The organism is Gemmatimonadaceae bacterium, assembly GCA_016720905.1.
GTDB lineage: Bacteria > Gemmatimonadota > Gemmatimonadetes > Gemmatimonadales > Gemmatimonadaceae > Gemmatimonas.
Genome location: JADKJT010000008.1, coordinates 94,455 through 118,611, shown reverse-complemented (window position 1 = coordinate 118,611; position 24,157 = coordinate 94,455). Strand labels below are relative to the sequence as shown.

28 protein-coding genes are annotated in these 24,157 nt (G+C 64.7%); 14 read left to right on the top strand and 14 right to left on the bottom strand.

Going from position 1 to position 24,157, the window contains the following annotated elements; genetic code table 11:
- Positions 1 to 42: 42 nt before the first annotated feature.
- From IPP90_09120 to IPP90_09080, 9 genes are read right to left on the bottom strand one after another with little or no spacing between them, the layout of a single operon-like run.
- The gene (locus tag IPP90_09120) at positions 43 to 678 is read right to left on the bottom strand and encodes a bifunctional phosphoribosyl-AMP cyclohydrolase/phosphoribosyl-ATP diphosphatase HisIE (GenBank protein MBL0170875.1); all 636 of its coding nucleotides are present in this window, start codon (positions 676 to 678) and stop codon (positions 43 to 45) included.
- On the bottom strand, positions 675 to 1,484 hold the full coding sequence (gene hisN, locus IPP90_09115) for a histidinol-phosphatase (GenBank protein MBL0170874.1): 810 nt from the start codon (positions 1,482 to 1,484) through the stop codon (positions 675 to 677). The genes IPP90_09120 and hisN overlap by 4 nt, the downstream gene beginning before the upstream one ends.
- Complete coding sequence (hisF, locus tag IPP90_09110; protein MBL0170873.1) at positions 1,481 to 2,266, bottom strand: imidazole glycerol phosphate synthase subunit HisF; 786 nt, start codon at positions 2,264 to 2,266, stop codon at positions 1,481 to 1,483. Before hisF ends, hisN begins: the two co-directional genes overlap by 4 nt.
- Positions 2,267 to 2,270: 4 nt before the next feature.
- On the bottom strand, positions 2,271 to 2,813 hold the full coding sequence (locus IPP90_09105; protein ID MBL0170872.1) for an imidazoleglycerol-phosphate dehydratase: 543 nt from the start codon (positions 2,811 to 2,813) through the stop codon (positions 2,271 to 2,273).
- Complete coding sequence (locus tag IPP90_09100; GenBank protein ID MBL0170871.1) at positions 2,810 to 3,523, bottom strand: 1-(5-phosphoribosyl)-5-[(5-phosphoribosylamino)methylideneamino] imidazole-4-carboxamide isomerase; 714 nt, start codon at positions 3,521 to 3,523, stop codon at positions 2,810 to 2,812. Before IPP90_09100 ends, IPP90_09105 begins: the two co-directional genes overlap by 4 nt.
- Complete coding sequence (gene hisH, locus IPP90_09095) at positions 3,520 to 4,149, bottom strand: imidazole glycerol phosphate synthase subunit HisH (protein MBL0170870.1); 630 nt, start codon at positions 4,147 to 4,149, stop codon at positions 3,520 to 3,522. The genes IPP90_09100 and hisH overlap by 4 nt, the downstream gene beginning before the upstream one ends.
- A gap of 35 nt (positions 4,150 to 4,184) precedes the next feature.
- Positions 4,185 to 5,270 (bottom strand): histidinol-phosphate aminotransferase family protein, encoded by a 1,086-nt coding sequence (locus IPP90_09090; protein MBL0170869.1) that lies wholly within the window; start codon positions 5,268 to 5,270, stop codon positions 4,185 to 4,187.
- The gene (gene hisD, locus IPP90_09085) at positions 5,267 to 6,601 is read right to left on the bottom strand and encodes a histidinol dehydrogenase (protein MBL0170868.1); all 1,335 of its coding nucleotides are present in this window, start codon (positions 6,599 to 6,601) and stop codon (positions 5,267 to 5,269) included. The genes IPP90_09090 and hisD overlap by 4 nt, the downstream gene beginning before the upstream one ends.
- A gap of 14 nt (positions 6,602 to 6,615) precedes the next feature.
- Positions 6,616 to 7,494, bottom strand: a complete 879-nt coding sequence (locus IPP90_09080) for an ATP phosphoribosyltransferase (protein MBL0170867.1) — start codon at positions 7,492 to 7,494, stop codon at positions 6,616 to 6,618.
- A 368-nt stretch (positions 7,495 to 7,862) separates the two neighbouring features.
- Here IPP90_09080 and IPP90_09075 point away from each other — a divergent pair, with 368 nt between their 5' ends.
- The 5 genes from IPP90_09075 to IPP90_09055 all read left to right on the top strand — a co-directional run bounded on the left by IPP90_09075 (position 7,863) and on the right by IPP90_09055 (position 11,755).
- Entirely contained in the window at positions 7,863 to 8,369 is a 507-nt protein-coding gene (locus IPP90_09075; GenBank protein ID MBL0170866.1) for a cupredoxin domain-containing protein, read from the top strand.
- Positions 8,370 to 8,435: 66 nt separating this feature from the next.
- On the top strand, positions 8,436 to 10,100 hold the full coding sequence (locus IPP90_09070; GenBank protein MBL0170865.1) for a hypothetical protein: 1,665 nt from the start codon (positions 8,436 to 8,438) through the stop codon (positions 10,098 to 10,100).
- Between the two features lie 30 nt (positions 10,101 to 10,130).
- Entirely contained in the window at positions 10,131 to 10,565 is a 435-nt protein-coding gene (locus tag IPP90_09065; GenBank protein MBL0170864.1) for a hypothetical protein, read from the top strand.
- Positions 10,566 to 10,624: 59 nt separating this feature from the next.
- Positions 10,625 to 11,134: a GAF domain-containing protein gene (locus IPP90_09060; protein ID MBL0170863.1), complete on the top strand. Its 510-nt coding sequence runs from the start codon at positions 10,625 to 10,627 to the stop codon at positions 11,132 to 11,134.
- A gap of 24 nt (positions 11,135 to 11,158) precedes the next feature.
- Entirely contained in the window at positions 11,159 to 11,755 is a 597-nt protein-coding gene (locus tag IPP90_09055; GenBank protein MBL0170862.1) for an HD domain-containing protein, read from the top strand.
- Here IPP90_09055 and ispG read toward each other — a convergent pair.
- Entirely contained in the window at positions 11,742 to 12,968 is a 1,227-nt protein-coding gene (gene ispG, locus IPP90_09050) for a flavodoxin-dependent (E)-4-hydroxy-3-methylbut-2-enyl-diphosphate synthase (GenBank protein MBL0170861.1), read from the bottom strand. The two genes, IPP90_09055 and ispG, sit on opposite strands and share 14 nt — an antisense overlap.
- Positions 12,969 to 13,123: 155 nt before the next feature.
- Between ispG and IPP90_09045 the strand changes: the two genes are divergently transcribed.
- The 5 genes from IPP90_09045 (at position 13,124) to IPP90_09025 (ending at position 16,836) form a co-directional block, all read left to right on the top strand.
- Entirely contained in the window at positions 13,124 to 13,474 is a 351-nt protein-coding gene (locus IPP90_09045) for a hypothetical protein (protein ID MBL0170860.1), read from the top strand.
- 116 nt (positions 13,475 to 13,590) lie between these two features.
- Positions 13,591 to 14,148, top strand: a complete 558-nt coding sequence (locus IPP90_09040; protein MBL0170859.1) for an outer membrane beta-barrel protein — start codon at positions 13,591 to 13,593, stop codon at positions 14,146 to 14,148.
- A gap of 129 nt (positions 14,149 to 14,277) precedes the next feature.
- The gene (locus tag IPP90_09035; GenBank protein ID MBL0170858.1) at positions 14,278 to 14,844 is read left to right on the top strand and encodes a hypothetical protein; all 567 of its coding nucleotides are present in this window, start codon (positions 14,278 to 14,280) and stop codon (positions 14,842 to 14,844) included.
- A 42-nt stretch (positions 14,845 to 14,886) separates the two neighbouring features.
- Positions 14,887 to 16,191, top strand: coding sequence for an FAD-dependent oxidoreductase (locus IPP90_09030; protein ID MBL0170857.1), 1,305 nt, complete (start codon positions 14,887 to 14,889; stop codon positions 16,189 to 16,191).
- 57 nt (positions 16,192 to 16,248) lie between these two features.
- Positions 16,249 to 16,836, top strand: a complete 588-nt coding sequence (locus IPP90_09025; GenBank protein MBL0170856.1) for a hypothetical protein — start codon at positions 16,249 to 16,251, stop codon at positions 16,834 to 16,836.
- Between the two features lie 76 nt (positions 16,837 to 16,912).
- Here IPP90_09025 and IPP90_09020 read toward each other — a convergent pair whose 3' ends face one another.
- From IPP90_09020 to IPP90_09005, 4 genes are all read right to left on the bottom strand, one after another.
- Positions 16,913 to 17,446 carry a hypothetical protein gene (locus IPP90_09020; GenBank protein MBL0170855.1) on the bottom strand — a complete coding sequence of 178 codons (534 nt, stop codon included), beginning with the start codon at positions 17,444 to 17,446 and terminating at the stop codon, positions 16,913 to 16,915.
- A 118-nt stretch (positions 17,447 to 17,564) separates the two neighbouring features.
- The gene (locus IPP90_09015) at positions 17,565 to 18,275 is read right to left on the bottom strand and encodes an HAD family phosphatase (GenBank protein MBL0170854.1); all 711 of its coding nucleotides are present in this window, start codon (positions 18,273 to 18,275) and stop codon (positions 17,565 to 17,567) included.
- Complete coding sequence (gene argH, locus IPP90_09010) at positions 18,272 to 19,672, bottom strand: argininosuccinate lyase (GenBank protein ID MBL0170853.1); 1,401 nt, start codon at positions 19,670 to 19,672, stop codon at positions 18,272 to 18,274. The genes IPP90_09015 and argH overlap by 4 nt, the downstream gene beginning before the upstream one ends.
- A gap of 170 nt (positions 19,673 to 19,842) precedes the next feature.
- The gene (locus IPP90_09005) at positions 19,843 to 20,301 is read right to left on the bottom strand and encodes a hypothetical protein (protein ID MBL0170852.1); all 459 of its coding nucleotides are present in this window, start codon (positions 20,299 to 20,301) and stop codon (positions 19,843 to 19,845) included.
- An 80-nt stretch (positions 20,302 to 20,381) separates the two neighbouring features.
- Between IPP90_09005 and IPP90_09000 the strand changes: the two genes are divergently transcribed.
- The 4 genes from IPP90_09000 to IPP90_08985 all read left to right on the top strand — a co-directional run bounded on the left by IPP90_09000 (position 20,382) and on the right by IPP90_08985 (position 24,147).
- Entirely contained in the window at positions 20,382 to 21,368 is a 987-nt protein-coding gene (locus tag IPP90_09000; GenBank protein MBL0170851.1) for an N-acetyl-gamma-glutamyl-phosphate reductase, read from the top strand.
- A 79-nt stretch (positions 21,369 to 21,447) separates the two neighbouring features.
- Positions 21,448 to 22,221 (top strand): acetylglutamate kinase, encoded by a 774-nt coding sequence (gene argB, locus IPP90_08995; protein ID MBL0170850.1) that lies wholly within the window; start codon positions 21,448 to 21,450, stop codon positions 22,219 to 22,221.
- Between the two features lie 8 nt (positions 22,222 to 22,229).
- On the top strand, positions 22,230 to 23,468 hold the full coding sequence (locus tag IPP90_08990) for an acetylornithine transaminase (protein ID MBL0170849.1): 1,239 nt from the start codon (positions 22,230 to 22,232) through the stop codon (positions 23,466 to 23,468).
- Positions 23,469 to 23,472: 4 nt separating this feature from the next.
- Complete coding sequence (locus IPP90_08985; GenBank protein ID MBL0170848.1) at positions 23,473 to 24,147, top strand: FMN-binding negative transcriptional regulator; 675 nt, start codon at positions 23,473 to 23,475, stop codon at positions 24,145 to 24,147.
- Positions 24,148 to 24,157 lie beyond the last annotated feature (10 nt).

Below are 24,157 nucleotides of genomic sequence, written 5' to 3'. Positions count from 1 at the left end.
GAAGGCGCCGGCCGGTGGCGCGTGGGAAAGCCTGTCGTGAAATTAACGGTGAGGGGCACCCGCTCGCTGTGCCAGCACCCGCCGAACGTCGTCCAGCGATACGCCCAATGCGCGCACGGCCACGAGCGTGTGGTAGATCAGATCTGCCGCCTCTTCCGCGCCACGGGCGGAGTCGCCGTCTACACAGGCCACAGCTAGCTCGACGGCCTCTTCACCCAGCTTCTTGAGGCGGAGGTTGCGGTCGGTCAACAGCCTGCTGGTGTAACTCGCGCCGACATTGTCGGGTGCCGCGGCCAGGGAGGCCGCCCGCGCGGCGAGCGTGCGATCGAGCACCGAGAGCGCATCGGCCTTGAGCGCGTCGTCGCGGAAACAGGAGACGGTTCCTTCATGGCAAGCGGGTCCGGCGGGACGCACGCGGGCCAGCACGGCGTCGTGATCACAATCGGCAGTGAGCGACACGACCCATTGCACGTGGCCGCTGGTCCCACCCTTGTGCCACAGTCCACGCGTGCGCGAGGTGTAGTGCATCTGGCCGGAGGCGATTGTGCGCTCCAGAGCCTGGCGATCTGCGTGCGCCACCATCAGCACAACGCCTGTGTCCGCATCCTGGGATACGATGGTCACCAGGCCGCCGCTCTTGGTGAAATCCAACCGGTCCAGATCAAAGGCGATGGTCATGGGCGCGCCGCACCGAGCGCGCCGCTCGAACGCTCATGCAGCAGCGAACGTGTGGCGTCGGCAACACCTGCGTTGGTGGCGATGGCGCTGCCCCCGAATGCCGTGACGTTGCCGTTCCAGGCGGTGAATCGCCCGCCGGCTTCCGTGATGATCGGCAGCATCGCGGCGATGTCCCAGGCATTCACGATGTCGTCCACCATGATCTCCGCGCGTCCGGTGGCGACGAGCAGGTAGCCGTAACAGTCGCCCCACGTGCGCGCAACGTTGACCTGTGACGCCAACGCGCGCCACTGTCCCCCGCGTGACGGATGCTCCATGAAACAATCATCGGTGATGAGCGCGGTTGCGTCTTCGAGTCGGTCGACGTGTGACACGCGAGCGCGCGAGCCGTTCCACCAGCAACCCTCTCCGGGCGCCGCCACGATCAGCTCGTCAACCGCCGGAAAGCATGCCGCGCCCGCGAGCACCGTCTCACCCTCGCAACAGGCCACCAGTGTGCCCCAGAGCGGCACACCACGCACAAACGCTTTGGTACCGTCAATCGGATCGAGAATCCAGCGACGGCGCGCGTCCGGCCGCTCGATGCCGAATTCCTCACCATGCAATCCATCGGATGGGAAGCGCGCGGTCAGCCAGTCGCGCGCGACGCGTTCCGCTTCACGGTCCGCAATGGTGACCGGGGAGCCATCACCCTTTGTTTCCACGGTGACGCCGGTGCGATACCATTGCATCGCGGTGCGCGCCGCCAAGTGCGCCACTTCAGCGGCCGCCTGCATCACCGACGCGGGCTTCTCGACCTGGCTCATGCGGCCACCTCGCTGGTGATATCGACATCGCGCACAGACAACCCGGCCACGCGCATGTCGTGCTTGAGCGCGCGCACCGTGGTGACCCCGTCGTGCAGGATTCCCGCCACGAGCACGGCATCAGCGTGCCCCAACACAATGGCATCCACCAGGTGTGACGCGCGTCCGGCGCCACCACTGGCAATCACCGGCACCGGTACCGCATCGGCGACCGCGCGAGTCAGCGCAAGATCGTACCCCGTGCGCGCCCCATCCCTGTCGATCGAGGTGAGGAGCACCTCACCCGCGCCCCGCGCGACGCACTCCTGTGCCCACGCGACCGGCTCCAGCGGCGTTTCCTCGCGTCCGCCCTTCACCCACACACGCCACGCTCCATTGGCGCCCCGCTTTGCATCAATACTGGCCACCACGCATTGCGCGCCAAATCGATCGGCCGCTTCCGTGAGCAGCTGGGGGCGCAGGACGGCGGCAGAGTTCAGTGCCACCTTGTCGGCGCCGGCCCGCAAGACGCGCGCGACATCGTCGGCCGATCGGACGCCACCGCCGATGGTGAGCGGGATGAACAGGCGCTCGGCGGTTCGCCGCGCCACATCCAGTAGCGTGGAACGCGCCTCGGCGCTGGCCGAGATATCGAGAAACGTGATCTCATCAGCCCCTTCGCGCTCATATCGCGCGGAAAGGGCGACCGGGTCGCCGACGTCCCGCAGATCTTCGAACTGCGCGCCCTTGACCACGCGCCCACCTTGCACATCGAGACACACGATGACTCGTTGCGTCAGCACGGTGCTATCCCTCCCCTATTTCGAGGTGTACCGATCCCTTCGTGCTGAACACCGCGCCGGTTTCCGCCAGCGCATCACGCAATGCCATGCCAAGCGCCTTGATGGCCGCCTCGACGACATGATGCCGGTCGCGACCGCGCAGTACGCGCACATGCAGCGTGGCACGCGCGTTGTCGGCAAATGACCGGAGGAAGTGATCGTACATCGAGGACGGCAGCGGTCCACGGTAGTATGGGCGCCCTCCGATATCGAGCACCACGTGCACGAGCGCGTCGTCCATGGGAATCGTGCGCTCGCCGTACCGTGCGCAGCCGACCGGTGCAAAAGCGAACACGGCCTGCCCCAATACGATCGCCACATCCTCGATGAGGTGATGACGCAGGTCGCCGGTGGCCTGCAGGTCCAGGTCGATCCCGGCATAGCGTGCAAACGTGACCAGCATGTGATCGAGGAACGGCTCGCCGGTGCTCACCGTGGCGGCCCCGGTTCCCCGGCGCAGTGCGAGTCGAATCTGTGTTTCCCTGGACGAGCGTGTCACGACGGTCATGCTCCGAACTCCTCGACAATGCGGCGTGCATCCAGCGCGCCTGTGTACAGCGCCATCCCCAGCACCGCGCCCGCTAGGCCGCGGTGCTCGAGGGCGCGAAGGTCCTCCAAGCTCGAAATACCACCGGAGGCAAACACCGGCCACGCGCTCGATTCCGCGACCGCCTCCATCAACGGCAGGTCGGTTCCCTCCATGCGGCCTTCCTTATGCACGGCGGTGACCAGAAGTCCGCCTAACTCCAGGGTCCCCAACGATTCGACAAAGTCCATTACGTCGACGTGGGACGTTTCGGACCATCCCGCTGTCACCACGCGGCGTTCGCGAACGTCCGCCGCCACAATCAGGCGCCCCGGAAATCGTCCGGTCATCTCGCTTAGCCAATACTCGTCGCGCACGGCGCGCGTGCCTACCACCACCCACGTGGCGCCGTCATCCAGGAGCCGTTCGATCTGCATGTCGTCGCGGATTCCACCACCCACCTGCGCAGGCACCGTCGCGTCGCGAAGGATCTCGCGAATCACGCTGGCATTCGAACCACGCGCTGTCGCGGCGTCGAGATCAACGACGTGGAGCCGGGCGAAGCCCAGACGCGCCCATTCACGTGCCACCGCGGATGGATCCTCCAGGCGGACACGTTCATCGGCGTAATCTCCGCCCACCAGCTGCACGCAGTGGCCGCCGCGCACATCGACTGCGGGTATCACGATCATGGCTGCTCCCCTGTGGCTCGGTTGCGGAAATCGGCATGAGCGGCCGCGTCGAGAAATGCGTGCACGAAGCGCACACCCGGGGCGGACGATTTCTCCGGATGAAACTGGGTGCCAACAACCGCGCCGCGTCTCACCACCGACGGATACCGATCGCGCTCGTGCGTACTCCACGAGACCACCTGGGTGAGCGATGCCCCGGTCGGCCGGCAGACGAAACTGTTGGCAAAGTAGGCGACACCGAGTTCGGCGCGTGCGGCCAGCGGATCATGGACATCCTCCAGTTGATTCCAACCAATCTGCGGCACGCGGTGCGCGTGAAGTCTCGTGACATGTCCCGCGAAGATGGAAAGGCCCGCTCCAGGTCCTTCCTCGCTGGAGTCAAACAACAGTTGCATACCCAGACAGATGCCAAGACAGGGCAACCCGCCCAGCAGCGCCTCCCGCATGGCGTCGCGCCCCGACGCCAGACGTTCCGCCGCTGGTGCGAATGCGCCCACCCCAGGGAGCACCAGGGCGTCGGTGTGCTGCACGGCTCGCGCAGGATCTGTTTCCACCCGCACGATGGTCGATGCGGTTTCGAGGGTCTTGATCAGCGAGTGCAGATTGCCGGCACCGTAATCGAACACGGTTACGTAAACTCGCTGCGGTCTCACTGCGACCGTCACGGGTTCACCTCGCGCATCGCGGATCCCAAGACCGACAGGAATTGTTCCAACATGGGCCACGGACCCACGCTGATGCGCAACACATCGCCGACATGAGGAAGTGCCGGGAATGGTCGGGCGGCTACACCCCGGGCCCGCAGCGCCTCACCGACGGCGACCGCGTTGGACATCGGCACACACAGGAAATTGGCCGCCGATGGTAGTGGCGCGAGGCCCATCGCCCGAAGGGAATCGGCAAGCCGTTCCCGCAGCTCAACGGCAAGGGCCACGTGGGTATCGATCCACTCGCGGTCATGACGCAGCGCGGCAAGTGCCACCCGCTCGGCGATTGCGCTGACCTTGTACGGTCCACGCGATTTTTCCACCTCGGCCACGAGCGATGGATGCCCGACCGCATAACCAATACGGAGACCGGCCAGACCAAACGCCTTCGACAACGTGCGAATGACCAGCACGTTGGCGAATCGCGCGACCAGATCGACCGATGACACCCCGGCAAACTCCGCATACGCTTCATCGATGAACACCACGCCGGTCGCCTCGCGCACCACCCGTTCGATGTCAGCGCGCGCGATCAGCGCACCGGTCGGGTTGTTGGGTGAGCACAGGTAGGTGATTCGCGCGCGCGTGGCGAGTAGCGCGCTGATGTCGGGCCGGGCCATCGCACCACCGATGGATTCGGAAACGGGCAGTTCCGCGACCGACGTCCATCGCAGCGCATTCATCCGAGCAAAAATCGGAATCATTGCAAACGATGGATCTGAACCGGCCACCAGATCACCCGGCTCGCCGAAGGCCCGCATGGCCGAATCGAGGAGATCGTCCGATCCACACCCCGTGACGATCATGTCGGGTGTCACGCTCATATAGTCAGCCAGCGCCTGCTTCAATTCACCGCCGTACAGCGACGGGTAGCGCGTCACGGCCTGTACCGGCACGTCGCGCAACGCGCGCTCGGCCGTTGGCGGGAGCCCCCACAGATTGGTGTTGTCGGTCAGGTCGAGGGCAACCGGCGCGCGGTGCGGATCGTAGAGCGACACGGCGTCGTACGCCGCGCGGGAAAAAACAAGTCGTGGTGTCATGATGACGTACCGTTCGCGCTCCACGCGCGCGCGGCCGCGGCATGCGCGGGCAGGCCCTCGGCATCGGCAAACAGGCCCACATCGTCAGCCATCGCGGCTGCGGCAACCGGAGTCACGGACTGCCAGGTGGTCCAGCGAATGAAATCGAGCGTTGAGAGTCCTGAATAGCGACGGGCCGCTCCCGCAGTCGGCAGCACATGATTCGCACCGGTCATGTAGTCACCGAACGCCACGGAACTGCTGGCGCCCACGAAAACCGTGCCGGCGCTGCGCAACGCCGCGAGGGTCGTCTCCTGCATCTCGTCCGCGACGAGGAGCAGCAGGTGTTCCGCCGCCCACCCGTTGGCAATGGCAATCCCACGAGCAAGCGACGGCGCCGACACGATCGCCCCGCGTGCCTTGAGTGCCGCGCGCGCGATGTCGGCACGCGGGGCAACTACCAGCAAGTTCACGAGCTGCCACTCGATGTCTGCCGTCAGCTGCGCGGTATTCGGGCCGCAGAGTACCGCGATCACCGCAGCATCGGGATCATGTTCAGCCTGGGCCAACAACTCGCGCGCGATGACCGACGGATCGGCGCGGTCATCAGCCAGCACCAGCAGTTCGCTCGGCCCCGCCGGCGCGTCGATCGTGACGCGCGTAACGAGTTGCAGCTTGGCCTCCGCGACATAGGCATTCCCGGGACCGACGACGCGTTCGACGGGTGGTACCGTTGCTGTACCGAAGGCCATGGCGGCAATTGCTCCCGCGCCGCCTATGGCAAAGACCCGGTCGACGTTTGCCAGTGCTGCCGCGGCCAGCACCACCGCGGAGGGGAGTCCGTCCGGCCCTGGCGGTGAGCACACGATCACCTCGGCCACGCCCGCCACGCGAGCCGGGATGGCCCCCATGAGCAGCGAACTCGGATACGCGGCGCGGCCACCGGGAGCGTACACCCCCACGCGCGTCAGCGCGTCGGGTCGTCGCGCCACCATGATGCCAGGTTCGGGCGAGACGTACGTTGCGGTGGGCAGAAACGCCGTGTGGACGGCTGTGATGTTGCGCGCCGCGCGCTCAAGCGAGGCTCGAAGCATCGGCTCCAGCGTCGCCAGCGCCTGTTCCCAGCGCGCCCGTGGGACTTCGATATTGGTGAGCGTGACGCCATCGAACTCCTGCGCCAGTGCGCACAATGCATCATCGCCGCCGGTGCGCACGCGTTCGATGATGGCTGCGGTGCGGGTTCGCACGGCGGCGTCCAGGGTGGAGGCCCGATCGGTGATCGCCTGGTGCGTGACCGCATCGAGTGCATCGAATGGGCCACGCGCGCGCAGCGCCAGCGGCGCCGAGTCCATCTCGGATGGATTGCTCACGGCACAAGTCGCTCGATGCGCGTCACCAGAATGCCCTCGCCGCCCAGCGCGCGAAGTTGCGAGATGGTGCGATAGATGGTGTCCGCACTTACGACCGCGTGCACGGCGACGAACGTGCCGTGATCGGCGATCTCGATGACGGTGGGGCCGTTGAGGCCGGGCAGGACAGCCCGCACGGCGTCGAGCGCCGTGCGCGGTACGTTCACCATCAGGTACCGTTGTCCGCGCGCGCGAACAACCGAACCCAGCGCTGTCACCAGATCGCCAAACTCGCGCGCGCGGTCCGGATCGCTGTCACGCGGTCCGTTGACGGCCGTGACGAGATGCGCGCTGGATTGCAACACCGTCTCGACTTCCCGCAAGCCGTTCATGCGAAGCGTTGATCCGGTGGACGTGATGTCGACGACGATGTCGGCGATCCCGAGGTGAGGTGCGATTTCCGCCGCGCCGGACACGGGCACGATCTCCACCGGACGTCCGCGCGAAGCAAAGAACCGTGCGGCAATGCGCGGAAAAACTGTGGCCACCCGCGCCGGCTTGTCCGGGGTGCCAATCGCATCGACCGATCCGATTCCAGCGTCGTCACGCGCCGCAACCACCAATCGGCACCTTCCGAAGCCTAGATCGAGGTGCGAAGTGAGCGGCCGCTCCGATTCAGACACCAGGTCCCAGCCGGTCACGCCAGCGTCAGCGGCGCCGTCGGCCACGAACTCGGGGATGTCTTGGGCGCGAACGAAAATCGCCTCGAACTCGCCGCCGAGTGACGCCCGCAAGGCCCGATCGCTTACCGAGCGCACTTCGAGTCCGGCATCGTTGAACAGCTCACGGGTATCCTCGCTGAGGCGGCCCTTATTAGGTAACGCTATACGGAGCATGATGTTATGAATTGTTATCGGTCTGGGTGGCGGGCGACGCCCGGCATTTTGCGACAAAAAAAGGCCCGTCCAAATGGGACGGGCCTGAGTACGCTTGGTGCTTCCGGTTGCGCCTAGATCACGCGCTCCGACACGCACAAAACGCCCCGACCCGTGAGGTCGTGGCCGTGATGGGCATGATGGTGGCAGGATTTCGGACAGCGCATGACAGGGAGCGTAGCCGAATACGAAAGCCGAGTCAAGCGGTGGCAATTGCGACTGAGACGGCTTGTGAATAACTTCACAAGATCCGCAGGGCCCTGCGGATCCAGGGGTTCCCCTGTGGACTAGCTACACAATTTCGCGAAAGGCTCTGGAGGCTTCTCGACATGCGGTTTCTCGGATTAGCAGTAGCAGCGGGCGCGGCGATCGTGCTCGGCGCGTGTGGTGGTGGTGAAAAGGCCGCGACGGATTCGGCGGCAGCTGGCGCATCGGCGGCGGCGGCTCCTGTGGCCGAGCCGGCAGCCCCGGCAGCGGCAGGCGTGATGTCCCCGATCACGGGCACGACGCATGAAGTGAAGATGCGTGGTGACGCGACCGGTTATCGTTTCGAGCCAGCCGAGATTACGGTCAAGGCCGGCGACGGCATCAAGTTCACGTTCATTGATGGTGGCCCGCACAACGTCGCGTTCGATCCGGCACTGTTCCCGGCGGCCGCCAAGGCGCAGATGATGGCCAACATGCCCGAGCAGGTGGGTGAACTGTCCGGCAAGATGATGATGGCCGCTGGCGAATCGTACACGATCTCGCTGGGCGGTATCCCGGCTGGCACGTACGATTTCTTCTGCACGCCGCATCTGGCCATGAACATGAAGGGCAAGATCATCGTTCAGTAAGCCTGATCACGGCTTGAATTTCACGGGGGCTGGCGCAACGCGCCGGCCCCCGTCTTTCATGCCCCTATGATCGGACACCGACACGCGTGGATGGCGGCGCGCGCGCGCAACGCGGCGCGGAAAGGCGTATGGATCGCCCTTTTGGGAGGCGTCGCCGCCGTTGCCATGCTGATCGCGCTCGAGCTGGTGCCTCGGCAACTTGAGCGCCAGCTGCGTCGACGAGTTGCCGAACTGCCTGTGGCGACCGATTCCACGCCGATCATGCGGCGTCTGGATAGCCTGCACGGCGATCTGCGCGCGCTGGAAGTGGCACGGCTTCGCGCCCTGCCTCGTGACACGGCGGCGCGTATCGACTCCACCCGTCGGGACTCCGCCCGTGCGACAGTGGCCGCTGAGTCCACACTGGCTGCCGGTGGATTCCGAACGAAGCCTGATAGCGCCGCCATCGATCTGATGGCCCGCGTCACGCGAGCGCGCAACGCGCCGCTACCCGAGAGCTATCGCGCACTCGCTGAGTCGCCGTTGATGAAGGGTGAGCCGCGCGTGCGTGTGCTGATCGACAGTATCGAACTGGTCGATCGGGAACGCGAGGCGCACGCGGCGCTTGCCGGGCCCGGTGCGCGATACGCGGCGCTCACCGCGCGACTGACCACACTGGGCCTGGGACTCGTGCGACTGGCGGAGCAACGACTGGCGCGTGCGGTACTCTCGTCCATCGCTGCCATGCGCACAACTCCCATCAGCGGGGCGGACAGTGCGCAGGGGAATACGCTCATCGACAGCGCGGCGCTGGCGGAGCGTGACGCTTTCCGCACTGCTGAGCGAATGGCCCGCCGGGATTCGTTGCTTCGGCACGTGGCGCAGGAAGAGTCTGCACTGGTTTCGGCGCGCCGGATCTCTGCCACGCGAGAGGCACGACGCACGGCGCTGGAACAGCGGCTTCGTATCGACATTCCTCCGTTGGCAATGCTCCTCGCGGCGCTTGTGATCGGCGTGGCGTTCGGCTACGGGATGGCATTGCTCCGTGAGATTCACCGACCGACCGTGGGTGATGTGTCGGAGCTTGAGCGACTCACCGCCGCGCCCGTTGTGCTGCACTCACGCGACACCGCCGCGGCGCGCGCCGAGCGGCGCGAGCGGCGCGACCTACCTCGCATCATCGATCGCGAGAGCGATACGTTTGTCGTGCTGCATCTCGCCCTGAGTGGCGTCGGGGACATCGCGGAGCGCGTGGACGTGCTTGCTGCCGATCCCGTCGTGGCGGCCGCCGTGGCACTGGGTACGGCGGCTGCCGCCAGTCGTGAGTCTCGCGCCGTGCTGGTGGTGGAACAGGCAGGTCGCTCACCGGTCCTTGCGCGCTTGCTGCGCGTGAAGTCCCGATCCGGATCGTCCCTTTCGGCCGACGGGAACGCCACTGCCGCGAACCCGGTGCACGTGGTCACACTCGACCCCGATACGCAGATCCATGTGCAGTGCGCCGGGCGGGACCCTTTCCCCCACGGTAGATCGACCGAACCGGCATTGCCGGGAGCGGAGCAGTACGACCTCCGGCTCAACCTTCTGGAGCTTGAGGACGAGGTGTCGCCCGTCGCGCCGGATGTGATTCTCTGCGTCCGTCAATGTGCGACGCCGTTGGCCTGGCTTGCCCGCGCGACACGGCAGGCGCGTCACCGCCAGCAGCGTGTCCGCGCGGTAGTGCTTTGGAGTCGAAACGTTCCGACGGGCTCGTGATTCCCCCCATACCCCGCTAGTCTCCGCGCCATGTGGGCTGATTCGCTTCTGGTACTCGAACGCGGACATCTGCTGCGCCTGATGGTTTGGGGTGCGGGCAGTGTGCTGCTCGGGACGTTGATCCTCATCGTCCTGTCATGGCGTCAGGTGCGCGCGCCGCTGGTGACGCACTTTGCCATTCAGACGGCCCTGTGGGGTGTCGTCGATGCGTCGATTGCGCTCTGGGGATGGCGAGGGTTGGGGCTCCGCGACTTTGCCGGCGCGCAGCAACTGGTGAACTTCCTGTGGCTCAATACCGGGCTCGACGCCGGCTACGTGATGCTGGGTATCACTCTCGCGCTGGCCAGTTGGCGTCTGGGACCACGGCCGGCGGGCGTTGGAGCGGGTATTGGAATCATTGTTCAGGGTCTGGCGCTGCTCCTGCTCGATGTGCGGTTGATCGCCCTGATCGGTCCGATGCAATAACCGACACCTCGTCTCGTGATGGTCATGCGGGGCCCTACGCTAAATTTTCCGGAGTGCCGATGGAACCCGTCATACCCGATTTGCGCGACGTGCCACGACGAGACGCGTACGTCCAGCTGCTCGACCTGCAGCGACTGCTCCTGGACGGGTCAAACGATCCGATTGCCGCCATGGCGACCACCAGCGCGTTGCTCCACCATGCATTTGGTCACCTGTGGACCGGTTTCTATCGGGTGGTGGAACCTGGCACCCTGCTCCGGGTCGGTCCCTACCAGGGCTCGCTGGGCTGTCTTGAGATTACCTTCGGCCGTGGCGTTTGCGGCACGGCGGCGGCAGAACGACGCACGATAGTCGTACCGGATGTGCATGCGTTTCCGGGCCACATTACGTGCGATCCGCGCTCCCGGAGCGCAATCGTGGTCCCGGTGTTCGATACGCATGCACGGCTGCTGGCGGTTCTCGATATCGACTCGTCTGTGTCCAACGCGTTCGGTGACGCCGACCGCGAAGGCTTGGAGGCACTGGTGGCTTGGTTCGCGCGCATGACGTATGTTCCCGTTCTCTCCTGACCCTTTCAGATGCCGACACCGGTAATGACCGGCTACTCTGACCGCATCAACCATGCATTCGCCTTTGCGGCGAAGCATCACGATCAACAGGTGCGCAAGGGGACGCGTCTCCCGTACCTCACGCATCCGGCGAACGTGGCGGTCATTCTCACCCGCTACGGCTGCAACGACGACACGGTGGTGGCGGGCATTCTGCACGACGTGGTGGAAGACTGCGTGCGCGAAGGCTGGACGCGCGAGATGCTCGAAGAGCGCATCGGCCACAAGTTCGGCAGCTCGGTGTTGAGTACCGTCTTGACCGTCACTGAACGGCGTACCGACGACGACGGCATCGAGATGTCGTACGACGACCGCAAGAGCGATTACCTCGAGCGGCTGGTCCTGGCGAGCGACGAGGCGCGATGGGTGTGCGCGGCGGACAAGGTCCACAACGCCAACTCCATCCTCTCCGACCTGCGCCGCACCGCGTTTCCGGAAACCGTCTGGGGACGCTTCTCGGTTGGCCGCGAGGGCACGGTGCGATGGTACGCGCGGGTGGCCGAACGGCTGCGCGCCATCGGCTTCACCGCGTCGATCGTCGACGAACTGTCGGCCGCCGCGGACGAGCTCAATCGACGCTGAGCGTAGTGTAGTTTCGCTCGATGTACGACTCAAGAATGACGAGAAATTCCTCGACAATCTTGTCACCCTTGAGCGTCGTGAACAGCGCGCCATCGACATAGACGGGCGCCTTCGGCTCCTCAAACGTGCCCGGCAACGAAATGCCGATATTGGCGTGCTTGGATTCGCCAGGCCCGTTCACCACGCACCCCATCACCGCGACCTTCATCTCCACCACACCGGGACGCGTCTCGCGCCAACGGGGCATGTGCTCACGTAAATAGCCCTGAATGTCTTCCGCCATATGCTGGAAGAACGTGCTCGTGGTGCGGCCGCAGCCGGGGCAGGCTGTGACCTGCGGGGCGAACGAGCGCAGCCCCAATGACTGCAGGATCTGTTGCGCCACGAATACTTCTTCGCGCCGGTCGCCGTTGGGCTTGGGTGTCAGTGACACGCGTATGGTATCGCCGATCCCTTCCGCCAACAGGATTGCCAACGCGGCACTCGACGCCACAACGCCCTTGTGGCCCATCCCGGCTTCCGTCAGTCCCAGATGCAACGGATAGTCGCAGCGTGCCGCCAGCCGCCGATAGCATTCCACCAGGTCGGGGACCACTGAGATCTTGGCACTGACGATGATCTTGTCATGCCCCAGTCCAACCTCCTCGGCCAACGCGGCCGACCGCAAGGCGCTTTCCAGCATCGCGTCCATGTACACGTCTTTCGCATCGCGTGGTTCCAGCGACGACGCATTGGCGTCCATCATCTGGGTAAGCAGATCCTGATCGAGTGACCCCCAGTTGACCCCGATGCGCACGGGTTTGTCGTGGTCGATCGCTGCCTGAACAATGGTGGTGAAATTCGCGTCGCGTCGCTTGGAACCCACGTTGCCCGGGTTGATGCGATACTTGTCCAGCGCGGCAGCGCACTGCGGGTACTTGGCCAGCAGCAGGTGGCCGTTGTAGTGAAAATCGCCGATCAGCGGAACGTCGAGGCCGCGGTCGGTGAGTCGCTGCCGAATTTCGGGGACGGACTGCGCCGCTTCATCGTTGTTGACGGTGATGCGGACTTTCTGCGAACCCGCCTCGAACAACGCCGCAACCTGATCGGCGGTGGCTGCGGCATCGGCCGTGTCGGTATTGGTCATGGACTGCACCACAACCGGATGGCCGGAACCGACTGGGACACCGCGGACCATCGCGGTCACGGTGGGGCGACGAGGGGCAAACGGCACGATGTGAGCTCTTGGAAATGGACCTCGGTAAGGTAGCGAGATGAGGGGCGGGAGCCCAATTTCCGGCCATGGACGAAATCCCTGATCAAGCAGCGGCCGAAGCCGCCGCGCCCGCCGCGCCGAAGCCCTCGTTCAAGCGCCGCCATTGGGGCAAGCTGACAGTGCTCACCCTGCTGGGTGTGCCCATCACGGCCTTTGCGCTGTGGGCCTTCATTTCGCTGAGCTGGAGCTATTCCAGCGGCCAACGGGCCGGGTATGTGCAGAAGATTTCCCATAAGGGATTTGTCTGCAAGACCTGGGAAGGCACGCTATACACCGATATCGCCAAGGGCTTCCGGTCCGACAGCTTCTCATTCACCGTGCGAAGCGACTCACTGGCCCATGTCATCGAGGGGCTGAGCGGGAAGCGCGTGACCATGCATTATGAACAGCATATCTATGTCCCCACATCGTGCTTCGGGGAGACCGAGTATTTCGTGACCAAAGTGCAGGCGATTCCGGAGTAGCAGTCCAAACTCACCCGAATGGGTGAGTTCGAAATCGCGACCACTCGTGTAAGCTCCATGGGTCCGACTGAACGTGATCGTGTCGGTTCTTGTTCATTCACTTGATGGGAGACGCAATGAAAATATCCATGAAGGTTTTCGGCATGCTCGGCCTCCTGGCGTCGCCGTTTGCGATGCAGGCCCAGACCACGCGGACGCTCTCGCTGGGTGTCAGTGGCGGGTTGTCACTGCCAATGGGCAACCTGGGCGACAATGCCGACGCGGGCTACAATGTGACCGGCCACGTGTACTTCAAGCCGTCCACAATGAAGTTCGCCCTGCGCGGCGACGTGGGATATGACAGCTGGAAATCCAAGTCCAGCAACAGCGTGGTAAGCGCCGACGTGAGCAGCCTGTCGTTTACCGGAAACGGCATCTTCTATCTTGGTGAGTCCACGGCAGCGATGCGCCCGTATCTGCTCGTAGGTGGCGGCATGTATCGCACCAAGTCGTCGGCGTCCGTGAGTGGTGTTTCTGCCTCGTCGACTTCAACTGATCCTGGTATCCAGGGCGGTCTGGGCATGTCGTTCAATCTGAACGGTTTCAACACGTTCCTTGAAGCCAAATATGTCAATGTCTTCGGCGACGGCGACAGCATGAACTACGTGCCGATCACGTTCGGTATTCGCTTCTAGCAGGTTGCCCTGGGCGGGCAATTCGCGTGCGCCTCCGCTTTCGGAGGCGCGCGCGTGAGGGCAAATTTGAACGTCTGGCCGTTCTTGCCAGGCGATCTCACTTTCTCCATCGCATCGGAGCCCTCCACTATGACTCGTTCGCTGCCTGTCGCCGTTCTCGTCTTCGTCTGTGCGCTGCCCGCTGCGCTCGGCGCGCAGGTCACCAGATCCGTGTCGGTCGGCGCCAGCGGTGGCCTCTCGCTCCCCGTGAGCGATCTCGGTGAGACAGCCCAATCCGGATACAGCGTGGCCGGACACATGTTTCTCAAACCGGCCGGCCGCGAGAGACTGTTGTTTCGGGGAGACGTGACCTACGATCGATGGAGCGCAAAACCAGCACCCGGCAATAATGTGCAGGACGCGAATTTTACCGGAATGGGATTTGTCGCGAATGCCATCGCTTCGGCCGGTACCGCGAAATCGAGCCGTCGACCGTACCTGTTGGCTGGCGCCGGGTTCTTTCGCACAAATCTGGCGGGAAAGGGCTCAGGCGCCGGATTCACGTCGGAGAGTTCGGATATGGGTATTCAGGTAGGCGGTGGCATGACCTTCGCCCTTTCCGGCATGTCCACGTTCCTCGAGGCCAAGTACGTCAACGTGTTTCGCAGCCCGACGTCGTGGACGTATGTCCCCATCACTTTCGGCGTGCGATTCTAGCGGATCGGTTGGGGTTTTCGGCGCATCCGCACACTATTCGGGATGTCCGCACACGAATCTCCGCGTTCAGTCATTGTCGTCGGCGCCGGCATCGCGGGTCTGATTTGCGCCATTGAGTTGCACCGTGCCGGTCGCTCGGTGGTACTCTTGGAGCGCGCGAACGACGTGGGTGGTCGCGTGCGATCCACGCGCCTGAACGACATGGTGATCGATCACGGATTCCAGGTGCTGTTCACGGCCTATCCCACGCTTGGCGCGTATCTCGATCTCGATGCGCTGAGCCTGCGGGCGTTCCAGCCCGCAGCGCGCATCGTTCGTGACGGACGTGCATCGCTCGTGGGCGACGCATGGCGCGACCCGACGCTGTTGCTCGAAACCGTGTTCGCGTCGTCGGTCTCGATTGGCGACAAGCTGCGGCTGCTGGGTCTGCGGCGCTTCGCACAGCAGTTGTCGATTGACGAGTGTCTCGCCACCCGGTTTGATCGCGTGTCGACGCGCGAGTTTCTCGCCACTCGCGGCTTCAGTTCGGCCGTCATCGATGGCTTCTTTGCACCATTCTATGGTGGGATCCTGCTGGACCGGACGCTTTCCACCAGCGCGTCCGTGCTGCTGTTCACGTTCAAGATGCTCGCCGACGGCACCACGGCGGTGCCCGCGCGCGGCATGGGCGCCATCACGGCGCAGCTGGCGGCGCAATTGCCGCGGGGCGCGGTGCGCATTGGTGTCGGCGTCCGTCACATTGATGTGGCCGATGGGCGGGTGTGCGGAGTCACCCTTGACGATGACAGTCGTTTCGAGGCAGCACAGGTGGTACTGGCCACCGAGCCGCTGGCGGCCGCCGCTCTCGCGGAAACGGCCGGGGTTCGCATTGATGTTCCGGTAGGCGCCCACGCCTGTGCCACCGTGTACTACCACACGAACCGCTCGCCATTGCCAGGCAAGGCGCTGTGGTTGAATGCCGACTCGGACGCTGTCATCAGTCATGCCGTCACCCTGACTGACGTGGCGCCGGAATATGCGCCGGTCGGAACCGCCTTGCTGGCGGCGACCGCGGTGGGAGCCGCCGCCGCTCTGGACGACGCCACACTGGACTCGTCAGCGCGACGGGACATCGCGCGGATGGCGATCGCCGGTGGCACCAGCGGCGGCGAACTGAACCGATTGGCGATCTGGCGAGTACCATATGCGCAGTTCTCGCAGCCGCCTGGATGGAGGGATCACCGTCCCACCATCGCGTGTGGTATTCCGGGACTGTGGCGGGCCAGCGAGTTCCTGCATTCCAGTTCGCTCGAGGGCGCGGCGCGCGGTGGTCAGAGTGCCGCGCGCGCCCTGCTGCAGGCCACCTGATAACTCGTATCCATCGTCATGACTCCCCGATTGCGAATCTCACGATCAACGCACTTCATGCGCCACACGATCCTGCTGTTCGCCGTATTGGCGTGGCCAGCGGCGCACGCGTCGGCGCAGACGCTGGCGCAGCAGACGCGTCGCGTTGGCGGCACCATCGACGGGCCCGGCCACGTGCTCTCGGCCAACCCGTTCCTTCCGCTGCTCGGCTATTTCGCGGCGGAGTATGAGCAGCGCGTGTCACCATCGGTGGCGCTGGCCCTTGCCGGCTCGCACATCAAGCCCGATCGCACGCGCTACTCCAATCTCGACGCCAAGGCCCGACTCTATCCCAGTGAGACGGCGTTGCGCGGATTCAATATCGCAGCGTCGCTGGGCATAGCCCGCATCGACCCAAACGACGAATTCGATTGCGCGATCTTCCTTGAGGGTGATCCGAACTTCACATCGTGTCAGTCGCCCAAGCCATTCACCACTGGCAGTTTCGCCATCGAAGTGGGCTACCAGTGGTTGCTGGGCCCCAGTCGCGTTACGGCGGTCACGGTCGGGGGCGGCGCAAAGCGGTATTTGGGAGCCGAGTCGAAGTTCACGCAGGTGGACCGAGTCATTCCAACTCTGCGCCTGTCAATCGGATACGCATTCTGAGCAGTGCCAGTGGAATAGCCAAGGGGGGACGACGCAGCGCGTCGTCCCCCCTTGGCATTCGACCCAGTGAAGCGGACTACTTCAGCTTGAACGTGAGGCCGATGTTGACGGCCGCGCCACCCGCACCAACATCCGCGTATGCCGCCACCTTGTCATTCAGGAAATAGCGACCGCCGGCACGTCCGACAAAATAGAGGCCGCTGTTGTAGTTACAACCGAAACTGATGTTGATACCGCTCTTATCATCGCACGTGATAATCTGGTAGCCAAGTCCCGCCCCGAGAAACGCGTCGATTTTCTTGTTTTCCAACTTGAAGTGGTAGTTCGCCGTGGCACCGATTGGCAGATAGCTGACGCTATAGTACGGTGATGACCAGGAGTAACGCGTAACACCGATACCGATGCCGAGTGTACCGCCGCCCAGATCCGGCAGCTCCTTGAATACATGCTCGAATCGACCGCCCAGTGCCAGGCTGGACTCACCGATGCTGCCGAGGCCCGCGACAACACCAATATCGGTGTAGCCCTTGGCCAGCTGCGCGGCGGCCTGCTGCGCCGGTGCCGCAATCAGCAGGGCAACCGCCATCGTTCCAATGAATTTCTTCAGCATCTCCGCTATCCTCGCACTTCGGGTGAACGTCGGGTGAAATCCACGATACGGGAACCACACCTGCACCATGAGCTGTTGTGCTTTGGGAAGCACGGAACGCCCTGGGATTCGCGAGACATTAGCGCTCCACCTCACGAGCCGCAAGCATTTGCAGCATACCCGTTTCCGGTTCAAGACCAAGAAACGATCCGGCGTGTGACAGGTGCGCAACAACTGCCTGCGCACCGGCCGCCCGCAGACGTTCTGCCGGCATGAGATCGGCATAGCCGATAACCGTCATGCCAGCCGCACAGGCACCCTGAATACCCAGCGGACTGTCCTCGATCACCACGCATCGCGTCGGCGCGACGCCCATTTGTCCCGCGGCGTGCAGAAACAGATCCGGAGCGGGTTTCGGGCGGGCCACGTCCATCGAGGAAAACCGACGGCCTTCGAAACGCGGCAGGAGCCCGGTAACGCCCAGAGTGGTCTGCATCTTGGCGTGTTCGCCATTCGAGGCGACGGCGTAGGGGAGGCCGACCCTGTCGAGTCGGTCGAGCAGTGCATCGATGCCGGGTACCGGCCGGAGTTCCCGCGCCAGAGCGGCCTGAGTCACGACGGCATAGCGATCCAGCAGATCATCCGGGGGCGCATGCCCCAGTCGCTCGGTGATGATTTCCACGCAGCGCGGCATCGAATTGCCGACAAACGTGTCGAACATCTCGGGTAGTGTGAAATGCAGGCCGATCTCTTTCAGCAGTAAGGCAAACTCGCGATTGGCGATGCGTTCACTATCCACGAGCACGCCATCGCAATCAAAGATGACGAGATCGAACGGACGCGAGGTCACGCGAGGCTGGCGTGCGCCGCCACCAGCTGTGCGGCGACCGCCTGCGATCCTGTGCCACCGTGAATCTCGCGTGCTGCGAGCGACGCCTCTGCGCCAAGCGCGTCGCGCGCATCAGCACCGAACAGCGCATGGGCGGCGCTGAATCGCTCGACCGACAGAGCCGCGAGCTCCACGCCGGCCTCTTCCGCTTCACGGACGAGCACGCCGACAGCCCCGTGGGCCTCGCGGAATGTCGCGCCCTTCTTCACGAGGTAGTCCGCCAAGTCGGTGGCCATCATGGCACTCGACACAGCGGCGTGCATGCGCGCCCGGTCAAACCGCAATTCCGCAATCGCCCCCGCCATGGCGGGCAGCACCAGCAATAGCAGGTCAACCGCGTTGAACAGCGCGCGCTTGTCGTCCTGCAGATCCTTGCTGTAGCCACTGGGCAGTCCCTTGATGGCGCCCACCATCGATACCAGATCACCCAGCACGCGGGCGCCCGATCCCCGGGCCAGTTCGAAAACATCCGGATTACGCTTCTGCGGCATCATGCTGGAGCCGGTGGAAAAGCCGTCTCCGAACTTCACGAAGCCGAATTCACTGGTGCCGTAGATAATCAGGTCTTCGGCAATGCGCGAGCAGTGCACGGCGGTCATGGTGCACGCGAAGATCGTTTCGGCGACAAAATCGCGGTCGCCGGTGGCATCAATGCTGTTGGGCGAGATGGCGGCAAAGCCCAGCGATTCCTGCAACTGCACGCGCGACACCGGGAACGCGCTGCCGGCAATGGCACCCGATCCCAGCGGCAACACGGACGCGCCGCGCGCGGCATTGGCCAGGCGCGTGCGATCGCGATCGAGCGGCCAGAAATGCGCCAGCAGCCAGTGTGCGCCACTCACTGGCTGGGCGCGTTGCAAGTGGGTGTACGCAGGCAGAATGGCGTCGGTGAGTGACTCGGCCTGCTTGAGCAGCGACTGCTGCAGTTCACGAATGGCGATATCGAGTCGCCGACAGGCGTCCATGGTCCACAGTCGAGTGCCGGTGGCCACCTGATCATTGCGCGACCGGCCCGTATGCAGTTTGGAGGCGACGGCCCCGGCCTCTTCATGCAGCAATCGGTCGATCATGGTGTGAATGTCTTCGTCGGTAGCGATCGGCTGGGCGCCCTCGGCAAGCCGTGCGCCCACCCGATCGAGCCCGACCACCAGCGCGTCGCTCTCGTCGAGGGTGAGAACGCCGGCCCGACCCAGCGCCTGCGCCCAGGCTTGCGACAGCCGCACGTCATGCGGCCAGAGGCGAAAGTCGGTGCCGATGGAGCGATTGATCGCGTCCAGCAGCGGTGACGGCCCGCCGGCGAATCGACCGCCCCAGAGTTTATGCGTGGGCGCGGGGGTACTTCCGTCTATGCTGGTCACGTGGGCGTCTCGCGGTCGCGCGGTGCTGTTGAGAAACTATGCAGGGATTGTGCATACGCGGTACATCGCTGCGGTGTTTGGGAGAAACCTAGTTGTGGTCTCACAGAAATTCCTGCGAAAAACGGATACCGACGCCGTGTCTCCCGTCTTCCGTCTCCCGTCTCCCGTCTTCACTTCAAATACCCCTTCAGCCGCTTGACCACCCGCTCCCGCCCCGGCACCGAGCGACAGATGATCAACACCGTGTCGTCGCCGGCAATCGTCCCCGCGATATCCGGCCATTCCAGCTGATCGAGCGCCTCCGCCACCGGCTGCGCCCCCGACTTCATGGTGCGCGCCACGGCCAGCACCTGCACGCCCTCTACATGCACCAGCAGCTGCGGCAGCATCGCCTCCAGCTGCCGTCCGTCATCGTCCGCGTGGCCGGCCTCGGAAAACGCATAGCGCACCCGTCCCCGTTCGTCGGGGATGCGCGCCAGCCGCAGCTCGCGCAGGTCACGCGACAGTGTCGACTGCGTCACGTCCCAGCCGCGCCGCACCATCTGCTTGCGCAGCTCCTCCTGATTCGCCACCACGCGCGCGGTCACGATCTCGCGAATCGCCTGGTGCCGGTCGGTCTTGTCGGCCACGAATTGGTCCTCGAAAACGGATTGACACACCCCTGATGCAAAATTATGCATTCGGTGTGCATAATAATCAGTCTATCCGCGTGGGGGTCCTCGGCGCCAGCGGCTACTCCGGACGCGAACTGTGCGCCCTGATTGCCGGCCACCCGCAGTTCACGCTCGCCTTCGCCACCGCCAACGCCCAGCGCGGCACCACGCTGCGTGTGCGGGCCGCCGGCGGCGTGCATGACATTCCGTTGGTGGGCGCGGAAGATGCCGACCTGGCGTCCGCCGATCTGGTGTTCGCGGCGCTGCCACACGGCGCATCGGCCGAATGGGTGGCCAGGGTCATCGCCGCCGGCGCCCGCGTGGTGGACCTGTCCAGCGACTTGCGCCCCGGACATGGCGGGATGGCTCATGCGCTGCCGGTTGGCGTGCCCGCCGACGCGCCATACGGCCTGCCGGAACTCTTTCGCGATGCCATTCGACACGCCCGCGTGGTGGCCAATCCCGGCTGCTACGCCACCAGCGTCCTCGTGGCGCTTGCGCCGTTGGCTCGCGCCGGACTCATCGCGCCGGGCGCCACCATCAATATCGCCGCCGCCAGTGGCGTGAGCGGCGCCGGTGCGTCGCCCAAGCTGGAACTGCTCTTCGCCGAAGTCACCGACGACTATCGCGCCTATGGCGTGGGCAACTCGCATCGCCACCTGTTTGAGATGCGTGCCACCATGCGGCACCTGGGGGCCGACTGCGACCTGCTGTTCACGCCGCATCTGCTCCCGGTCGACCGCGGGATCCTGTCCACCATCTCCGTGCCCCTCACCGCGCCGCTGGATGATGCACTGGCGCCCTATCGCGCCGCCTACGCCAACGAACCGTTCGTGGAGCTCACCACGGGGTTGCCGTCACTGGCCGACGTCCAGCATCGCAACGTGGTGCGCATTGGCGCGCGCATCCCCACCGGGGTGCGCACGCCCACACTGCTGGTGTTCAGCGCCATCGACAATCTCGTGAAGGGCGCCGCGGGTCAGGCCATCCAGAACGCCAACCTCATGTGCGGGCTCGACGAAGCGGCGGGGCTGCATCTGTGATTGGAGAGTACCAAGTACCAAGTACCCAGTACCAGGTACCCAGTACCAGGTACCCAGTACCTCGTCTGAGGGCGGAACGGTGATTGTGGTCAAGCTCGGTGGGCGGACGCAATCCGATCCGGCGCTCCCGGCGGCGCTCGCGGCACTGTGGGCCGCGAGTGGCGGCCGACTCGTCATCGTGCACGGTGGCGGCGACCAAATCAGTGCGCTGCAACGCCTGCGCGGCGAAGAACCGGTTTTTGTGGGTGGACGTCGTGTGACCACGGAAGGTGCGCTCGAACTGGTGCGGATGGTGCTCTCGGGTCTCGCCAACAAGCAGCTCGTGTCGGCGCTGAACCACGCCGGCGCACCGGCCGTGGGCATCTCGGGTGAAGATGGTGCCCTGCTGCGGGCGATACCTATCGATGTGTCCACGTTCGGGTTTGCCGGCACGCCCACGCGAGTCGATCGGCGGGTGATCGATGCGCTCCTCGCTCAGGGCTTTCTGCCGGTCATCTCTCCGGTCGCCACGCACGACGACCAATCCGTTGGCGGCGCGCTCAACGTGAATGGTGATGACGCGGCGGCGGCCATCGCAGCCGCACTCGATGCGGCCGAGTTGTTCCTGCTGGCCGATGTCCCCGGCGTGCTGGACGGCGACCGCCAGCGCATTCCCGTCCTCTCGCTTGACGCCGCGCATGCGCTGGTGGCGTCGGGTGTGGCCGGTGGCGGCATGGCCGCCAAGCTCGACGCCTGTGCGCAGGCGTTGGCCGGTGGCGTGGCCCGTGTCCGCATTGGCGATCTGGCGGCGCTGTCCGTTCCCGACGCTGGCACGTCAATCGTTGCATCAACACCTGTTGCTGTCTCTCACTGAATACCGACATGACGCCCACCACCATGCCCTCACCTGTCGCGCCCATCGCCTTCACGCCAACGGCGGCGTCCACCTCATCGCCGGCGTCCGACGCGATCCTCGGCACGTACAAGCGTCAGGCCCCGCTGTTCGTCCGCGGTCAGGGCGTGTACATGTTCGATGCCGACGGCACACGTTATCTCGATTTCGTGGCAGGCATCGCGGTCACCTCGCTGGGGCACGCCGACGCCGGCGTCATGCAGGCCATGCAGGAGGCCATGGCTACCGGGCTGCTGCACACGTCCAACCTGTATCGCACCGCGCCGGGCGAGGCGCTGGCGGAGTGGCTGGTCGCGCACTCGTTCGCCTCGAACGTGTTCTTTTGCAACTCGGGCGCCGAAGCCAATGAAGGGGCCTTCAAGTTCGCACGGCGCTGGGCGCGCGCTGGCGGCATCGAGGACAAGTACGAGATCGTCGCGGTGCGCGGGTCGTTTCACGGCCGCATGCCTGGCACGCTGGCCGCCACCGATCGTCCCGCGTATCGCCTGCCGTTCCGTCCGCTCATGGGCGGCGTGAGCATTGTCGAGCGCGACCTCGACGAACTGCGCACCGTGCTCGACGCGCAAAAGACAGCCGCCGTGATTGTCGAGCCCATTCAGGGCGAAGGCGGCGTGCGCATCCTCGATCCGGAATTCCTGCGCGGCCTGCGGGCCCTGACGAAGGAACGGAACGTGTTGCTCATTCTCGATGAGATCCAGTGCGGACTGGGTCGCACTGGTTCATTGTTTGCCTACGAGCAATTGGGCTTCGAGCCCGACATCCTCACGCTGGCCAAGCCATTGGCTGGCGGATTGCCCATGGGTGCAATCCTGGTGACCGGCGAGGTCGCGCGCACGATCCAGGCGGGCGATCATGGCACCACGTTCGGGGGTGGACCGCTGCTGGCGCACGTCGCGCATCATGTGGTGCAGCGCCTGGCCGATCCGGCGCTCCTGGCCCATGTGCGGGAAACCGGTGCGTGGTTGGGCGAGCAGCTGCAAGGCATCGCCGACCGCACCGGCAAGGTGCGCGCCATTCGCGGCAAGGGTCTCATGTGGGGCATGGACGTGCACGAGACGGCCGGTGCGATCATTGGCCGAGCGTTCTCCGGTGGACTGCTGATGGTCAGCGCCGGCGAGCATACGCTGCGCTTCCTGCCGCCACTGGTCATTACGCGCGATGAACTGGCAGCCGGGCTGGCCATCCTCGAAGCGTCGTTGCTCGGCTGATCGGATGTACATTCCCGCGTCGTTCGCTGAGCCGGATCATACGGTTCTCCTGGACTTCATGGAGGCGAATCCGCTGGGCGCGCTGGTAACCAGTTCACCCGCACACGGCCTGTACGCCACGCACCTGCCACTGGTGATTGATCGGCAGCGTGGCCCGCACGGGGTGCTGCAAGGACACATCGCGCGGGCCAATCCGCATTGCCGCATGGCCGCCGACACCAGCGACGCCATGGTGATCTTCACCGGACCCGAAGCGTACATCACGCCGGCGTGGTACGCCTCAAAGGCGCGCGACGGGAAGGTGGTGCCCACCTGGAATTACGTGGCGGTGCATGTGACCGGCACCATGAAATTCATCAGCGAGCCGGAATTCCTGTTGGCGCATCTCACTCAGCTCACCGACACGCACGAGGCCGGACGTGCGCTCCCGTGGTCGATTTCCGACGCGCCGGCCGAATACGTGAAGCAACTCGCGGGTGCGATTGTGGGTGTCGAAATTGAGATCCGATCGCTCGAGGGAAAGTGGAAGCTGAGTCAGAATCGCCCCGATGATGACATTGATGGCGTGATAAACGGACTGCGTGTTTCGACGTCCACGACCGATCATACGGTCGCTGATCTTGTTGCCGCGCGGCGACCGGTACGCACAGACCCCGACGCGAAACAAAACTCGCACTAGTGCGCTGGCA

Bases quoted from the DNA above. Each gene is read 5' to 3' on its own strand.
- IPP90_09120 (MBL0170875.1), bottom strand. From the start codon at position 678: ATGACCATCGCCTTTGATCTGGACCGGTTGGATTTCACCAAGAGCGGC.
- hisN (MBL0170874.1), bottom strand. From the start codon at position 1,484: ATGAGCCAGGTCGAGAAGCCCGCGTCGGTGATGCAGGCGGCCGCTGAA.
- IPP90_09105 (MBL0170872.1), bottom strand. From the start codon at position 2,813: ATGACCGTCGTGACACGCTCGTCCAGGGAAACACAGATTCGACTCGCA.
- IPP90_09100 (MBL0170871.1), bottom strand. From the start codon at position 3,523: ATGATCGTGATACCCGCAGTCGATGTGCGCGGCGGCCACTGCGTGCAG.
- IPP90_09090 (MBL0170869.1), bottom strand. From the start codon at position 5,270: ATGACACCACGACTTGTTTTTTCCCGCGCGGCGTACGACGCCGTGTCG.
- hisD (MBL0170868.1), bottom strand. From the start codon at position 6,601: ATGGACTCGGCGCCGCTGGCGCTGCGCGCGCGTGGCCCATTCGATGCA.
- IPP90_09080 (MBL0170867.1), bottom strand. From the start codon at position 7,494: ATGCTCCGTATAGCGTTACCTAATAAGGGCCGCCTCAGCGAGGATACC.
- IPP90_09075 (MBL0170866.1), top strand. From the start codon at position 7,863: ATGCGGTTTCTCGGATTAGCAGTAGCAGCGGGCGCGGCGATCGTGCTC.
- IPP90_09070 (MBL0170865.1), top strand. From the start codon at position 8,436: ATGATCGGACACCGACACGCGTGGATGGCGGCGCGCGCGCGCAACGCG.
- IPP90_09065 (MBL0170864.1), top strand. From the start codon at position 10,131: ATGTGGGCTGATTCGCTTCTGGTACTCGAACGCGGACATCTGCTGCGC.
- IPP90_09060 (MBL0170863.1), top strand. From the start codon at position 10,625: ATGGAACCCGTCATACCCGATTTGCGCGACGTGCCACGACGAGACGCG.
- IPP90_09055 (MBL0170862.1), top strand. From the start codon at position 11,159: ATGACCGGCTACTCTGACCGCATCAACCATGCATTCGCCTTTGCGGCG.
- IPP90_09040 (MBL0170859.1), top strand. From the start codon at position 13,591: ATGAAAATATCCATGAAGGTTTTCGGCATGCTCGGCCTCCTGGCGTCG.
- IPP90_09035 (MBL0170858.1), top strand. From the start codon at position 14,278: ATGACTCGTTCGCTGCCTGTCGCCGTTCTCGTCTTCGTCTGTGCGCTG.
- IPP90_09030 (MBL0170857.1), top strand. From the start codon at position 14,887: ATGTCCGCACACGAATCTCCGCGTTCAGTCATTGTCGTCGGCGCCGGC.
- IPP90_09025 (MBL0170856.1), top strand. From the start codon at position 16,249: ATGCGCCACACGATCCTGCTGTTCGCCGTATTGGCGTGGCCAGCGGCG.
- IPP90_09020 (MBL0170855.1), bottom strand. From the start codon at position 17,446: ATGCTGAAGAAATTCATTGGAACGATGGCGGTTGCCCTGCTGATTGCG.
- IPP90_08990 (MBL0170849.1), top strand. From the start codon at position 22,230: ATGACGCCCACCACCATGCCCTCACCTGTCGCGCCCATCGCCTTCACG.
- IPP90_08985 (MBL0170848.1), top strand. From the start codon at position 23,473: ATGTACATTCCCGCGTCGTTCGCTGAGCCGGATCATACGGTTCTCCTG.